Annotated in this window: 11 protein-coding genes and 4 pseudogenes; 7 read left to right on the top strand and 8 right to left on the bottom strand. The window is 70.1% G+C overall.

Features of this window, described 5'->3' with window-relative positions; all coding sequences use genetic code 11:
• Nucleotides 1-488: 488 nt before the first annotated feature.
• The 3 genes and pseudogenes from ACWC91_RS37110 to ACWC91_RS37120 form a co-directional block, all read left to right on the top strand.
• Nucleotides 489-617: a hypothetical protein gene (locus ACWC91_RS37110; RefSeq protein WP_450643582.1), complete on the top strand. Its 129-nt coding sequence runs from the start codon at nt 489-491 to the stop codon at nt 615-617.
• A gap of 84 nt (nt 618-701) precedes the next feature.
• Nucleotides 702-1,190, top strand: coding sequence for an isochorismatase family protein (locus tag ACWC91_RS37115; protein ID WP_402693611.1), 489 nt, complete (start codon nt 702-704; stop codon nt 1,188-1,190).
• Nucleotides 1,191-1,501: 311 nt separating this feature from the next.
• Nucleotides 1,502-2,437 (top strand): annotated as a pseudogene (locus ACWC91_RS37120) (IS701 family transposase); the annotation flags it as partial.
• Nucleotides 2,438-3,025: 588 nt separating this feature from the next.
• Here ACWC91_RS37120 and ACWC91_RS37125 read toward each other — a convergent pair.
• Entirely contained in the window at nt 3,026-4,543 is a 1,518-nt protein-coding gene (locus ACWC91_RS37125) for an APC family permease (RefSeq protein ID WP_450643581.1), read from the bottom strand.
• Between the two features lie 238 nt (nt 4,544-4,781).
• Nucleotides 4,782-6,047, bottom strand: coding sequence for an amidohydrolase family protein (locus ACWC91_RS37130; protein WP_450643580.1), 1,266 nt, complete (start codon nt 6,045-6,047; stop codon nt 4,782-4,784).
• Nucleotides 6,048-6,240: 193 nt separating this feature from the next.
• Between ACWC91_RS37130 and ACWC91_RS37135 the strand changes: the two genes are divergently transcribed.
• Both ACWC91_RS37135 and ACWC91_RS37140 read left to right on the top strand, forming a co-directional pair.
• Nucleotides 6,241-6,960 (top strand): GntR family transcriptional regulator, encoded by a 720-nt coding sequence (locus tag ACWC91_RS37135; protein ID WP_450643579.1) that lies wholly within the window; start codon nt 6,241-6,243, stop codon nt 6,958-6,960.
• A 312-nt stretch (nt 6,961-7,272) separates the two neighbouring features.
• Nucleotides 7,273-7,719: pseudogene (locus ACWC91_RS37140) on the top strand (hypothetical protein); the annotation flags it as partial.
• Between the two features lie 277 nt (nt 7,720-7,996).
• Here ACWC91_RS37140 and ACWC91_RS37145 read toward each other — a convergent pair.
• The 3 genes from ACWC91_RS37145 to ACWC91_RS37155 all read right to left on the bottom strand — a co-directional run bounded on the left by ACWC91_RS37145 (nt 7,997) and on the right by ACWC91_RS37155 (nt 10,542).
• Nucleotides 7,997-9,502, bottom strand: coding sequence for an FAD-dependent monooxygenase (locus tag ACWC91_RS37145; RefSeq protein ID WP_450643578.1), 1,506 nt, complete (start codon nt 9,500-9,502; stop codon nt 7,997-7,999).
• A 190-nt stretch (nt 9,503-9,692) separates the two neighbouring features.
• The gene (locus tag ACWC91_RS37150) at nt 9,693-10,115 is read right to left on the bottom strand and encodes a YbfB/YjiJ family MFS transporter (RefSeq protein WP_450643577.1); all 423 of its coding nucleotides are present in this window, start codon (nt 10,113-10,115) and stop codon (nt 9,693-9,695) included.
• A gap of 136 nt (nt 10,116-10,251) precedes the next feature.
• Nucleotides 10,252-10,542 carry a muconolactone Delta-isomerase family protein gene (locus tag ACWC91_RS37155; RefSeq protein ID WP_450643585.1) on the bottom strand — a complete coding sequence of 97 codons (291 nt, stop codon included), beginning with the start codon at nt 10,540-10,542 and terminating at the stop codon, nt 10,252-10,254.
• A 216-nt stretch (nt 10,543-10,758) separates the two neighbouring features.
• Here ACWC91_RS37155 and ACWC91_RS37160 point away from each other — a divergent pair.
• A pseudogene (locus ACWC91_RS37160) lies at nt 10,759-11,682 on the top strand (LysR family transcriptional regulator).
• A gap of 28 nt (nt 11,683-11,710) precedes the next feature.
• Here the strand turns inward: ACWC91_RS37160 and ACWC91_RS37165 are convergent.
• Nucleotides 11,711-11,938, bottom strand: a complete 228-nt coding sequence (locus ACWC91_RS37165; RefSeq protein ID WP_450643576.1) for a hypothetical protein — start codon at nt 11,936-11,938, stop codon at nt 11,711-11,713.
• Between the two features lie 40 nt (nt 11,939-11,978).
• Nucleotides 11,979-12,539: a replication-relaxation family protein gene (locus ACWC91_RS37170; protein WP_450643575.1), complete on the bottom strand. Its 561-nt coding sequence runs from the start codon at nt 12,537-12,539 to the stop codon at nt 11,979-11,981.
• A 169-nt stretch (nt 12,540-12,708) separates the two neighbouring features.
• Between ACWC91_RS37170 and ACWC91_RS37175 the strand changes: the two genes are divergently transcribed.
• Complete coding sequence (locus ACWC91_RS37175; protein ID WP_450643574.1) at nt 12,709-13,167, top strand: transposase; 459 nt, start codon at nt 12,709-12,711, stop codon at nt 13,165-13,167.
• Nucleotides 13,168-13,542: 375 nt separating this feature from the next.
• Here ACWC91_RS37175 and ACWC91_RS37180 read toward each other — a convergent pair.
• Nucleotides 13,543-13,887: pseudogene (locus ACWC91_RS37180) on the bottom strand (transposase); the annotation flags it as partial.
• Between the last annotated feature and the right edge of the window lie 13 nt (nt 13,888-13,900).

The raw sequence follows: 13,900 nt of genomic DNA on the forward strand, positions 1-13,900 counted from the left end.
CGGTCAGACCCCCACCCTGCGCATACCGCATAGGAACGGCATACCGCAGGGATCACCACCCGTCACCACCCGACGCTAAGCCGAAAAGCTCAGTACGTGGCGATCGTCAAGAAGAACCACCCCGGCCTCTACGACCGACTGCGCCGCCTGCCCTGGCGTGAGATCACGCTCGACCACTACGACCGCGCCCGCGCCCACCACCGCATGGAGATCCGACGGTTGAGGACAGCCGCATTCGCGCACCTGGACTATCCAGACGCCCGCCAGGCCCTGCAAGTCGTGCGCTGGCGCCGTGAGCTGGGCAGCGGCAAGCTCACCATTGAGCGTGTCTACCTGATCACCAGCCTGCCGCCGGGCGCGGCCACCGGGGACAACTGGCCTCCTGGATCAGGGGGCACTGGGGCATCGAGAACCTTCTGCACCATGTTCGTGACCGGACCTTCCGCGAGGACGACTCCAAGGTCCGCACCGCCCAACTGCCCCGCACCATGGCCAGCCTGCGCAACCTCGCCATCGGTCTCCACCGCCAGGACGGCCACACCAACATCGCCGCCGCCCTCCGCCACGCCGCCCGCGACTACGGACGCCCCCTGACCGCGCTCGGCCTCACCGGATGAAAAGGATCAATCGGCTTCATGCAATGACCCTGATGGCCTTGGCGCCTGGATCCGAGTGCGCCGGGCGGCCCTACGATGATTGCTATGACCTCCGCACTGATCCTCATCGACCTGATGCCGCGCATCATCGCCCTCCCACTCGCACCGCACTCCGGTGACGAAGTGCTTGCGCGCTGCCGCGAGTTGGCCCAGTCGTTCCGGGCGAGCGGGCAGCCGGTCGTGTTGGTCCGTGTGGAGCGCCCGAACGTCGCCGAGCAGCCGCCGGGCAGCGACTTCGCCGATGGCCTGGTACACGGCGGCGACGTCGTGGTGGTCAAGCGCACGATCGGAGCGTTCTACGGCACCGATCTGGACGAACAGTTGTGCAAGCTCGGTGTGGACACCTTGGTGATCGCCGGGCTGGTCACCACGATGGGTGTCGAGTCCACCGCACGGGCCGCGGCCGACTACGGCTACCAGCTGGAGTTCGTAGCCGATGCGATGTCCGGACTGGCCGCGGACGAGCACGAGTTCACCGTAGAGCGGATCTTCCCGCGCTTCGGCAAGGTGCGGAACAGCGCCGATTACAGCTGATGCCGGCCCAGTCCGGTATGTCTGGCACCTCGCCGAGTGGTCACCTCGTCGGCCTGACAGGTGCGGTGTCGCTCCAGGGCGGCGGCTGGATGCCCGTCCATGGCGGGCCGTACCCCGGCTGCGGCGAGCGGCGCGAGTGCTTAGCTCCCCCAGGTGGCCCCCAAATCACGCGACCGACGGTGAATTCGCAGATCAGGAGTCTCGAGCCCGGCCCGCTGTCACGGCAGTTGTAGTTCCGGCGTCTGTGCTGGTCGGCCGGCTTGCGGGGTCGGGTGCGGGCATAGGTACGGCCACCGTGATCATGAACGTTTGTGACGACGTTTCAAGAAGCGGTGGCCGTGGAGGCCACGATAGCCCAGGCGGCCTGGGGCCGGGTGTTCCGGGCGGCGATGGATGCGATCGCTGGCTGCTTCGCGCGGCGTGAGACACGTGCGACGGCAGCGGAGATGATCAACGGGCTGCTGACGGAGGTGGACAGGCGGAACTGCTGGACGCTGGCTGAGGCGCTGGGGCATCCAGGCCCGCACCGGCTGCAGCATCTGCTGTCACGGGCGAGGTTCGACCATGACCGGGCCCGGGAGGAGATCGCCCGCCTGGTCGCGCGTGAACTTGCAGGTCAGGACGTGGTGCTGGTCGCGGACGAGACCACGGACGCGAAGTCCTCGACCGACTGCGTCGGCGCCGGCCGCCAGTACTCCGGCGCGATCAAAGGCGTCGGACTGTGCCAGGTCGCCGTGCACCTGGCCGCGGTCACCGAGTCCGCGCGGGTGGTGATCGACCGGGCCCTGTATCTCCCGAGGGACTGGGCTGCGGACGAGGAGCGCCGCGAGGCAGTCGGCGTCCCGGAAGGGATCATATTCGCGACGAAGCTGCAGCAGACCACCGCCATGGTCAAAAGCGCGCTCGAGTTGGGTGTCCGGGCACGCTGGTTCGCCGGTGACGATGTGTATTCGGGCCGTGAACTTCGCAGGAGCATGCGGGAATTCGGGCTCGGCTACGTGGTCGGCGTGTCCCACACATACACGGTCACGGATGGAGCGGGCCGCAGGTGGAAGGCTCGCCAGATAATCAACAAGGTACTGCCGCACCAGCGGATGCGCATGCAGACCGGACACGGAACGAAGGGCACCCGCGAGTACGACTGGGCCTGGCTCGATGTCCGTGCGGACGACACCCCCAACGGACACAGAGATGACGGCACCAGCGTCCTGGTCGCTTGCCGACACCGGTACACCGGCGAGATCTCCCTTGGCCAGGCGCCTGTTGGAGACGTCGATCAGATTCTGCTGCGGGAGGTACGCCTTGTCGGTACCGTCCTCGTGCGCCTTGGCGTAGGTGATGCCCTTCGTGTTCAGGATGGAACTGGCCAGCCGGGCCGACTCGCTCGCCGGCTTCGCGGGTGTGTGGTGCCGGGCTGCTTCTCCGTGCTTCCCCCGGGGAGGGCTCCGCTGTCGCGATCGGCCCGGCAGCAAGAGCGATGGCCGGGACCCGTCACAGCACCCGCCAGCACCGCCTTGTCGCCCGCCGACGGGGCGGCCGGGCCGACGCCGCGGCGTTCCCTCTCCTGCAGCGCCCACTGCCGCACAGTGGCCCGGTTAATGCCCAGGTCGACGGCGATGTCTTTTAGGTCGCCCCTCGTGTGGACTCGCCTGTTTCTTCCAAGGTGGCTTGGCCGACTTCTTCCAAGGTGGCTTGGCCGACGCGATCGACCGGAGGCCGATCCAGGTCGCGTGAACCACCGGCCCCACGCCCGGCCGCGCTCGGTGTGGTGTCGGGCGCGGCATGCGGCGTGAGGCGGCGGGTTCGCAGGGGGACTGTTTGGTGCTCGCCCCGGATCAGTCGCGTTCCACGTCGACGGTGGTCAACTGCGCGTACCGCTCCGGGTCGGTGCGTCGGATGCGGCGCGCCACCACGAGACCTATGCAGAACACCACGGGCAGCGGGATGAGCAGCCCGACGTTGACCACGCCCGAGGCTCCGGTGAGCAGGTCAAACCGCAGGGCCGCTAGGACGGTGAGCACGCTCAGCCCGAGGCAGGAGAGCAGGGGTGCCCACATTGCCCGGAAGCTGGAGACACCGCGGCGGTCGCGCCGGAAGAATCCGTACACCGAGAGGGCGGCGAGGGCCTGCATCGCCATGATGCCCAGGACACCGGTGCCGTTCGGCCACAGGAAGACCACCGCGTACGGATCGGCGCCGCTGAGGGCTCCGGCTGCGATGAAGACTGCAGCGAGAAGACTCTGGACGAGCACGGCGGTGCCGGGGGATCCGTTGCCGGTGGTGACGCGGCCGAGCCGACGGGGCAGCAGTCCCTCGCGACCGAGGGCGTACATGTATCGGGCTGCGGCGTTGTGGAAGGCGAGGGTGGCGGCGAAGGCACTGGTGATGATCAGCACGTGCATGCTGTCGGGAAGCCAGGAGCCGACGAAGCGGCCGGCAGCGCTGAACACCATGTCCGGCCCACTCCCGCCCCGCGCGATTCGCACGGCGTCCTCGGGGCCGAAAGCACCCATGACCACCCACACGGCGAAGGCGTAGAAGACTGCGAGGAAGCCGACGGCGATGAACGTGGCCCGCGGCACGGTGCGCCTGGGCTCGCGGGCCTCCTCGGCGTAGATCGCGGTCGCCTCGAAGCCGGTGAACGCGCCGATGGCCAGGACGAACATGCCGGCCACACCCGCACCGCCCAGGGACCCCGGGTTCAGCACGGCGGGGTCCAGGGCTGCCGTGCCGCGGTGGCCCAGTACGCCGCCCTCCAGGATCAGCAGGATGACGACCTCCAGGACCAACGCGAGCCCGAGCACCTTGGCGCTGAGGGTGACCCGGAGCCAGCCGAGGACAGCGACGGCGACGATGCAGATCGCCGACCAGGCCCACCAGGGCGCGACGAACCCGGTGAGGTCCGCGACACCGCCCGAGGCGAAGAAGCCGAAGCAGGCGACGAGCCCGATCTCCACCAGGTTGTACGAGACGACTGCGACGTAGGCCGTCCCAATGCCGGTGGCCTTGCCCAGGCCGCGGGCCACGTAGGCGTAGAAGGCGCCGGCGTTGCGGACATACAGGCTCATTGCGGTGAAGCCGGCCGCGAACAGCGCCAGCAGCCCGCCGGACAGGACGTATCCCAGGGGCGTGGCAAGCCCGCCCATCGCCATGGCGGCCGGGGCGACGCCTGCCACGGCCGTCAGTGGTGCGGCGGCGGCGACCACGAAGAAGACCAGGTCGAAGACGCCGATGGCGGCGCTGCTTAGGGCGGTGCCGCCTTCGGTGAGCGGCGTCCCGGTGTGCGGGGCGGGGGAAACGGGGGCGCTGGGGCGTGCGACGGGGGCGCGGCCGGAACCGCTGGAGACGGGCATGGGACTCCTAGCTGGGTGAGCTGAGTGGCCCTCAGGACAAGAAACTTGAAGGGCGCTTCGGGAAGGAGGAAGAGAAACCGGTGGTTTTCCGAGTAGTCCAGGGAGAAGGGCTGTGCGCCCGCCGTGATCCGGTCACTGGAGAGGGGGTGCGCCCGTAGCGCGCTTCGGACATTCCGGGTGGCGCGGCGAAGGTCGCGCTCCGCTCGGGCGCGTACGGGGGCGGTGGCGGTCGGTGGTGTTACCAGGCTCGCTGGGCACCTGGTTCGGGGGTCGGCAGGCCCGCCACCGGGCAGCCTTCGGTCGCGAGGATTCGGCCGGCGTGCATGACCAGCAGGCGCCGGGGGTGTGCGGCGACCGCCTCGGCCACGCTTCCCGCCGCGACGGCGACGAGGTCGGCGCGGCTGCCCGGTTGCAACCCGTAGCGGTCCAGGCCCAGCGCGGCGGCGGCCTCTGTGGTGACGAGCGAGGCCGCGGTCCGCAACTCGTCATCGGTCATCAGGTCGGAGCGCAGGCCGATGATGGTCGCCCGCTCCAGCATGTCGCCGGTGCCGTACGGCCACCATGCGTCGCGGATGTTGTCGGAGCCCGCGAAGACACGGACGCCGCTTTCACGCAGCCGCAGTACGGGAGGCATGGGTCCAGCGGGCCCGTTGGTGAGGATGGATACCCCCGCCTGTGCCAGCGCCGCCGCGGTACGGGCGAATGTGGCGGCCTCGACGTCGCCGAGGCAGTAGGCGTGGCTGACCGTCACTCGGCCGCGGAGGCCGAGCGCGCCGGTACGAGCGGCGATGGCGCGCAGCTGTGCGGCGCCGGCCTCGCCGGGATCGTGCAGGTGGATGTCGACGCCGGTGCCGTGCCGCTCGGCAAGCCCGAAGACCACATCGAGCTGTCCGTCGACGTCACCGTCGAAGCCGTGGGGGTCGAGGCCGCCGACGAGGTCGGCACCTTCGCGCAGCGCCGCGTCCAGCAGGTCCGGTACGCCAGGCGCGGTGACCACCCCGCTCTGCGGAAAGGCGACGATCTGCATCATGATCAGGTCGCGGACGCGCTCGCGGACCTCCAGCAGGGCATGCAGGTTCGCCAGGCGGGAGTGCGGGTCGATGTCGACATGCGAGCGGGTGTGTCCGGTGCCGTGACCCACCATTCGGTGTATCAGTGCCAGGGCGCGCTCGGGCACCGGCACGGTGAGCCGCTGCCGGGTCTCGAGCTCGGCCGCGACCCGCTCGCGGATCGTGCTGCCCGCCACGTGCGACTGCCAGGGCGCCCCGAGAAACGTCTTGTCCGGATGGGAGTGCCCGTCCACGAACGCGGGGAGCAGGAGCGCGCCGCCCAGGTCGACACGGCCGTCGTCCGTGCCGCCGACCGTGCCGGTCGGCTCCTCGGCGAGCGATACGCGCTCGTCGACGGCTGCAATCAGGCCGTCACGCAGGGACACGTCTGCGCGTCGGCCGTTCGGCAGCGTGACATTGGCCAGGGTGGAGGGGGACGAGGTGCTGCTGTGCATAGGGGCTTTCCGAACGCGCGAGGGTGTTTTCAGTGCGTCTCGACCGGGGCCGCAGACATCGGACTGCGCCGTGTGGGCCGAGGGCACCCACAAGTTACTTGGTATACCGAATACCAGGCAAGGTCTTCTTTCGCCTGGTGGGCACTAGGATGGAGCGGCGAACGGCAGGGCAGCAGTCGGGAGAAGGCGCGAGATGGCGGAGACCACGCGGGATACCAGCATCGGAGCCGGGGACAAGTCCCTGCGTGACCAGGTGTACGAGGCGCTTCGTGAACGCATCATCGAGGGCCGACTCGAACCCGGCCAGCGGGTGGTCGAGCGAAACCTCGCCGCGGAGTTCGAGGTCTCCCGCATTCCGGTGCGCGAAGCCATGCAGCGGCTGGAGACGGAGGGCTTCCTCACCACCCAACCTCGGCGCGGAACCATCGTCTCCCGGGTCGGAGTGGAGGACACCGCCCACTTCTTCGACGTGCGCGAAAACCTCGAGGCGCTCGCCACGGACCTCGCCGCACGCCACGCCGACGCGCCGGGCCTGCGCAGGCTGGAGCAGCTGCTCATACGCGCCCGCCGGGCCGCCGATCGCGGACGTGCACGTGAACTCGCGGCGCTCAATGCTGACTTCCACCGCCAGATCGTCGTCTTGTCCGGCAATCCGCTGCTCCAGGGCCTCATGCAGCCGCTGGACGGGCGGCTGCGGCGGCTTTTCCGGTTGACCGCCGAGCCCGGGGACGGGCCGCTGATGTGCGGTGAACACGAGGAGCTGTTCCGCGCCGTGCGGTCGGGCGACTCGCAGACGGCTGCACACCTGGCCCGACGGCATGTGGCCAACACCCGGGCCGCCGCCCTGCAGATCCTCGCCGCGCGCGCGGCGGCCGAAGGACAGGAGCCACTGTTCGCCGTCGCAGGGCGGTGAACGCAGGGCTTGACCCCGCTGTCCCGACGCGCGTCGCCCTGGCCGCAGGGCGGCACCGACTTCGTACACCTGTGCAGACGAAGGAGGACCACGACCCTTTCCCAACCGGCCGCCGGCGAACTCGGCCATCTGGACCAGGGCGTCGAGGAGTGGCACCGCAGACACACGCAGGAGACCTGGCACACCCTGCCCTTGCCGAAAACCTCATCCACCCAGGTGGGAGCCGGTGTGTGGGGAGCGCGGGTTCTCGAGCACGGGCACTCGAATCGGTACTCACGCACGGCTGAAGATCACCCGACATGATGCCAGGTGATGCTGCTGCGACTGGCTTACCTGACCGTGACGAACGCGCTCGCCGTGCTGCGCCTGCTGCCCATGCGCGACCGGGACAAAGACGCAGAGATCCTCGCCCTGCGCCACCAGATCACGGTGCTGGAGCGCCAACTCCGTGGCGAGAAGGCTCGGTTCTCCCCAAGCGATCGCGCGTTCCTGGCGGCGCTGCTGCACCGGCTCCCGCGGAAAGCGCTCCGCCGGGTGCAGCTGCTGGTGCGCCCGGACACGGTACTGCGCTGGCACCGCAATCTGGTCGCACGCCGCCACGCTGCGCGCTCCCGGCCCCGGCGCCCCGGAAGGCCGCGGACCGTGCGCCCCATCCGGCTCCTGGTACTGCGGCTCGCCCGCGAGAACTCCACCTGGGGATGCCGCCGCATCCACGGCGAACTCCTCGTTCTGGGCGTCACCGTGGCCGCCTCCACCGTCTCACCCAGGCATCGTGCAGGCCCGCATCTTCCAGGACGCATGGAACATCCTGATGGGCGCCATCATCGCGACTCGATCGTGTGCAGCCGCCGCTGATAGTGGCAGTAGCGGGCGACGGCTTGGCGTTGTCCGCGCCACTGTGACCATCTCAGTGCGCGTGCCCTGGTGAGGGACTGATGAGCGCGTGTGGCGGGTGGGTGGAGGCGCGGGTCCGTGCCACCTGGCAGCGCCAGGGAGGTCTCCTGCGGCGCAATGTCCACGAGACCGGGAAGCCGGTTCACGCTCCCTTGCGGTCCACCGGGCCCAGCCACTGCGTCAGGGCCTTGCGCGCCTCGTCCGGGTCTGGGTCCTCGGCCGCCCACGCGGCATAGCCGTCGGGCCGGACCAGGAGGGTGGGGCGCAGGCTGGTCGCCGGGGAGACTGTCACCACTCGCCCGGCCCACGGCGTGGCAACCGCAGCGACGTCGCGGCCCACTAGCACGAACTTGCCCTCCCGCAGTGCCTCATAGAGCCTGGCCGGTTTCTCCGCCAGGCGGAGGTCTGGTATTCGGCGTCCGACGAGCGGATGAGATCTGCAGGGTGCCCGGTAGGTGATCCCGATGCCGGAAATGCCGCGTGATGCGCGCGCCTCCACCACGACCAACTGGTGCACGACGGTGGCCAGCGCGGCGCGCAATGCGCGGATCAGAGGTGACCCGGTGGTGACGGCGGTGAGGAGTGCGTGACTGACGCGTAGGACCATGCGCCCTACCGGGTGACGTTCCGTGTGGTAGCTGTCCAGCAGTGCATCACCAGCCCAGCCGTGTAGGACGGCTGCCAGTTTCCAGCCGAGGTTGGCGGCGTCCTGGATCCCGGTGTTCATGCCCATGCCGCCGGCGGGCGAGTGGACGTGTGCGGCGTCGCCCGCGAGGAACACGCGTCCCTGCCGGTAGTGGGGTACCTGCCGTTCGTCGCTGTGGAAGCGGGAAAGCCACCGTGGGTCGTGCATCCCGAGGTCGTTGCCGATCGTGCGCTTGGTGATGTCCCGGACGTCCTCCAGGGTGATCGGCGCATCGTCAGGCACCTGTTCGCGCCGGTCCCAGCCGATGATCCGGTACCAGCCGTCGCCGAACGGCGCGAAGAACGTGAAACCTTCTTCATTCGAGCTGAAATTGAAGATGTCGTCAGGGGCGCGGTCGAGCTGCACATCGGCCAACATCACGGAGCGGATGGCCGACTTGCCGGGGAACGGCATACCCAGGCTCTGCCGGACGGTGCTGCCCGCCCCGTCTGTACCGACGGCGTAACGGGCCCGAAGTGTGGCCATGGTGCCGTCGGAATGGCGCACGTCCACGTCGACGCCGTCCGGGTCCTGCCGTAGCCCGGTGACCTGAGCCCCACGGAGGATGGTGGCTCCCGCTTCCTCGGTCCGGCGCAGCAGGGCCCGCTCGACCTGCCACTGGGGAATGGTAAGGATGAAAGGGAAGCGTGTTCGCAGTCTGGAGAAGTCGATACTGAGACGGCCGAACGGATGCAGCGCACGGGTCGGGGTACCGATGCGGAGGAGTCCGTCGGCCAGGCCTCGGGCGTCGAGCTGCTCCAGGGTTCGCGCATGGAGGCTGAAGGCGCGGCTCAGATTGGATTCGTGGTCGCGTTGCTCCAACAGTGTGACATTGACTCCGGACGTGGCGAGGTCACCCGCGAGCAGGAGGCCGGTCGGACCGGCCCCGACCACCAGAACGTCGGCGTCCGGTGCCCGGTGCGGGTTCGAAGAGACACTCGCTGACATGTCCGTCGTGTTCATATTTCCGAGTGTCAGCCCTGCTCGAGGGCGCCGCATCGCGAGATCCGGATCGTCTGGCCTAGTCGTGGGCGGGCCGTCGGTAAGTGCTGCCGCCGCCTCCACGGCATCAGCCCGTCCTGGACCCGCCGTCTTACTCCGCCGAACCGCAGCGGGGATCGGGGCACTGCCCAAGACCCCGACCAGCCTGGCGTCAAGCCCGGGTACGCACCGTGTCCAACCGGCACGGCGGCCCAGATGAACATTGATGAATGGGGCTGAATGAGACGGAAACTGAGACGGGCTGCCCGCCCACGCCGCGGCGGAGGTGTCCGGCCTGCTCGGTGCCGCCGGGCGCGGCCTTCCGCCCTCCCCGCTTGGCGGTGGTGGTCGACCGTCCCCGGGCGGCCGCCGCGGAGACGCCACGCTTGGTGGCGCCGGGCATCGGCCGGTTCAGGGCCTCCCCCATCTTGCGCATCGCGGGGATGTCGACCGGGTTTGCCGAGCCGTTCGCGGGCGGGGGCGGGGTACCCAGGTAGTTGGCGGTGGCCAGGCCGGCGCCGGAGGCGGCGGACAGGCCGGCCTGCGCGTGCATCAGCGGGAGGATCGGGGTGTAGACGAAACGGCCCACCCCCATGGCCGCGGCGCCGCAGCCCGCAGGACATGACCGCGAGGAGAGCCGCCCGGGGCGGCCGTCCGCTCGGCGCCGGGGAGCGGGCGGTATGTCTTGCTCTTCGCCGTGTCCGGCGCGTCCGCGAAGTCCGTCATGGCCGTCACGACCGGGCCGGGTCGTTGGGGTGGGACTCCAGGGCGGTCACGGTAATGGTCATCCACGGCCGCAGCGGGAGCGTGCCGAGCACCTTCTCGTGGAGCTCCTCCTCGTCGGCGGCCCGCCAGACGCCGATGCTGCGCAGCTCGCCGACCGGGCGCCACAGCCGGGCCAGGCGGCCGGCGGCGGCCAGTTCGCGAGCGCGCACCGCCTCGGCGGCGCGGCGGCGGTCGGTCTCCTCCTCAGGCGTGCCCTCGGGCACGGTGGTGGTGATCTCGACCAGGAACTCGTGCAGGGGTTCGGTCGTGGCTTCGTTCGGGAACTCGCTCATCTCGGACTCCGTTCGGGCACGCCCGGCAAGCGGCCGGTGCGTGGTGCGTGTCGCGGACGCTCCGCTGGTGTGCGGGGGCGCCGCCGTATTGTCATCGTGCGTCGGCCGCCGGACCGGATGCCACGACCGGCGTCCTCACTGCTGATAGGCGCAGCCTCCCAGCGCCCGTAGCATGTGGGGGTGGAGCTGCGCCAACTCCGGTACTTCGTCGCGGTCGCCGAGGAGCTGAACTTCAGCCGTGCCGCCGCACGCCTGCTGATCGCCGGCCCGTCACTCTCCCAGCAGATCAAGGCGCTCGAACGCGACCTCGAGGTGAGGCTGTTCGACCGCGACCGGCGCTCGGTGGTGCTCACTCCGGCGGGCACGGCGCTGCTCCCGCACGTGCGGGCGCTGCTGGACCGGGCCGACGACCTGCGGCGCCGGGCGGGGCGGCTGTCCGGCTCGGACCCGGTGCGGCTGGGCTACGTCAACTGGCTGCCGCCCGACCTGGGCCCCCGGACCTCCGCCGTGGCGCGGGTGCTGGTCGACGCCTGGGTGGCGCCCTCGCACGCCCAGGCGGCCCGGGTCGCCGACGGCAGCCTGGACGTGGCGGTGTGCTGGGTCCGGGAGGAGGACCTGGAGCGACTTGGCCTGGTGGCCCGGCTGGGCGGCGCCGACCGGCTGTACGCCGTGTCCGCGGGGCCGGCGACCGGCCCGGTCCGCGCGCGGGAGACCGCGGTGCTCCTCGACGGCGATGTCACGTCCTGGGAGTCCTGGAACGTCTACGCCGAGGAGCTGGCCCGCGACACGGGCATCCGCGCGCAGCACGTGTCCGACGGCGGCGTCACCGGTCCGGCGTTCTTCGACCACGTCCGCCGCCTCGGCCGGCCGGTCGTCAACTCCCCCAAGGGGCAAGGAGCTGCGCTGCCCCCCGATCTGGTCCAGTGCCCGCTGGCGGGGCCGCAGCCGTACTGGACCTAGTCGGTGGTCCGGCGGGCCGACGAGGTCCGCCCGGCCGTGCTCGCGGTGGTCGACGCGCTGTGCGAGGGCATCGACGCCGCGGCCCTCGGGCTGCGCGACGCCGGGGCATGGCTGCCCGCCAGGGACCCCCACCGGCGGCGCTGAGTCCGGTCGCGCCCCGGACGGGCGCCGGTCACCGCTCCGCCGCGGGTTCCTCCGGCAGCAGGGAGACCTGGTAGTGCGCGATCGCCCAGCCGTCCGCGCCCCTCCCGTCCCCACCCGGCACCAGGGCCCCGAGAGAGGTGTGATCACGTCGGGAGGCGAAGGCCGCGGAGTCCGGGGACAGCCGATTGGTCTCCCGGGTGCCTGCGCCGTAGCTCGAACCCGTAACTACGCTGCGGAGGAAGTCAACGGCGCTCATCGTGCGCGTCCAAGCCGCCACTCCTTGGAAACGCACCAGGTCAGATGAGGGTTTCGTGGCCACATCCATCCAACGCGCCAAAGGCGAGACGCACGCAGCCACTCTCATTCTTGAGTGCCTGGACAGCCGGGGCCAAGAGTACGACGTCCACGAAACCCTGGCTCTCCGGGATGACCGCCTCGCCGCTCCCGATGGGGTGGTAGACCTCGGGGATCCAGTCCAGCGGTCGGCACAACTCGCCGCGGCGCCGCGCATCCTTAAGGAAGGCCAGTCCGGTCTCGGTCACCGTCAGCGCGTGCCCGACCCGCAGCCGCACAGCGGTCCGGTCCGACACCGTCTTCGACGGCCGCCGTCCCCGCAACTCCGGCCACTCGCAGGCGACCTGCACGCCGTACTGGGTGGGGAACCACACTCTTGTCCGTCCGGCCTGCGGCAGGGTGATCCGGTCAACCTGGCCCTCGGCGCGCAGCTTGGCCAGCCGGCGCCGGGTCTGCTCGATCCGCACCCCAGGGCTGAGGATGAGGTGCATCTGCTCGGTGGTCACCATCCGGTACTGAGCCAGCACCGCCAGCGCCATCCGGTCGCCGCCGCCCGCGTCCACGTCTGCCATCGTCGGTCCGCTCCTTCGCACGGTGCGGCGGCAGGACACGTGGCGGAAACGGCGGCCCCGGCTGATCATCTCGCCACCGGCCAAAGCTCCGGCAAGAAGCAGCACCGCCCGCTTGCCGGGGCTCTTCCGCCGCTTGGCGTGGGTGGATCCGATGCGACGCATGGGACTCCCCGGTGACAGGATCGGTGTGGCGGTACTGGAGGCGCTGCTGGCAGGCGTGGTCTCGCCAGTGGAGCTGGCGGCGCTGGCCAAGGGCAGTCTCCGCTCCAAACGGGTGGCCCTAGAAGAGGCATTGGAGCACCGGTTCCGAGTCGAGCACCACGGGGTGATGGTGCGTGGTCTGCTCGCACACATCGACGAGTTGGAGGCGCGGGTGGCCGACTACGACGCGGAGATCGCCCGTCGGCTGGAGCCGCACCGCGAGCTGCTGGAGCTGATCCAGACCATCCCCGGAGTGGGCACGAAGGTCGGCCAGGTCATGGTCGCCGAGATCGGGCTGGACACGTCGGTCTTCCCCACCTCCGCGCACCTGGCCTCATGGGCGGGAGTCTGCCCGGGCAACTACGCATCGGGCGGGAAACGGAAAGGAGGCCGGAGCCGACCGGGCCGAAATGGCTGAAGTCGGCGCTGACCGAGGCGGTCTGGGGCGCGGTGAAGGCCAGGGACACCTACCTGTCGGCGCACCACATGCACATCAAGGGCCGAGCGGCGGTTTCAAGGCGCAGGTGCGACCCGGCACGACATCGTCGTCGCCTACTGGCACATCGTCCATGACCACGTTCCCTACCGAGAGCTGGGTGCCGACTGGGCCACCCGCCGATTCAGCACCGAGCACAAGGCGAAACGCCTGACCGCTCAACTCCAGGCCCTCGGGTTCGAGGTCACCCTCGAGCCCGTCACCCCACCCGCCGAATGACCCACCCGCCATCCGGTCCGTCAGCAGAACACAACCATCGACGTTCGTGCTGCCCTGGAACTGGTGGATTCACATCTCAGCCGACGCCGTCCGCAGGACCTCGTTCGCCCGGCGTAGCTCGCGCACCTCGCGGCGCAGCTGGGCCAGCTCCTCCTTCTCCTCCGAAGTGAGCAGGTCGTCCCGCTCGCCGGCATCTGCCTCGGCCTGCCGGATCCAGCCGCGCAGGGCCTCGTGATGCACGCCGAGCTCCTCGGCGAGGCGACGGATGACGGGCTTCGGTTCCGACGTGCGATACATCCGCACCGCGCGCTCACGCAACTCCAGCTGGGGGCAGGCATCGTCAGATCTCCTCTCACGAGAGTCATCTGACCTGCTGTCACCCCTCCTCGCATCTCGGGGGAACCTCAGGATCGGCAAGAGCACGCTCGCCCTGCAC

Source organism: Streptomyces sp. NPDC001204, from assembly GCF_053598035.1.

What these genes read in the sequence shown, in the direction of transcription:
- ACWC91_RS37110 (WP_450643582.1), top strand. Translation starts at nt 489, where the DNA reads ATGGCCAGCCTGCGCAACCTCGCCATCGGTCTCCACCGCCAGGACGGC.
- ACWC91_RS37115 (WP_402693611.1), top strand. Translation starts at nt 702, where the DNA reads ATGACCTCCGCACTGATCCTCATCGACCTGATGCCGCGCATCATCGCC.
- ACWC91_RS37125 (WP_450643581.1), bottom strand. Translation starts at nt 4,543, where the DNA reads ATGCCCGTCTCCAGCGGTTCCGGCCGCGCCCCCGTCGCACGCCCCAGC.
- ACWC91_RS37130 (WP_450643580.1), bottom strand. Translation starts at nt 6,047, where the DNA reads ATGCACAGCAGCACCTCGTCCCCCTCCACCCTGGCCAATGTCACGCTG.
- ACWC91_RS37135 (WP_450643579.1), top strand. Translation starts at nt 6,241, where the DNA reads ATGGCGGAGACCACGCGGGATACCAGCATCGGAGCCGGGGACAAGTCC.
- ACWC91_RS37145 (WP_450643578.1), bottom strand. Translation starts at nt 9,502, where the DNA reads ATGAACACGACGGACATGTCAGCGAGTGTCTCTTCGAACCCGCACCGG.
- ACWC91_RS37150 (WP_450643577.1), bottom strand. Translation starts at nt 10,115, where the DNA reads ATGGGGGTGGGCCGTTTCGTCTACACCCCGATCCTCCCGCTGATGCAC.
- ACWC91_RS37165 (WP_450643576.1), bottom strand. Translation starts at nt 11,938, where the DNA reads ATGAGCGCCGTTGACTTCCTCCGCAGCGTAGTTACGGGTTCGAGCTAC.
- ACWC91_RS37175 (WP_450643574.1), top strand. Translation starts at nt 12,709, where the DNA reads ATGGGACTCCCCGGTGACAGGATCGGTGTGGCGGTACTGGAGGCGCTG.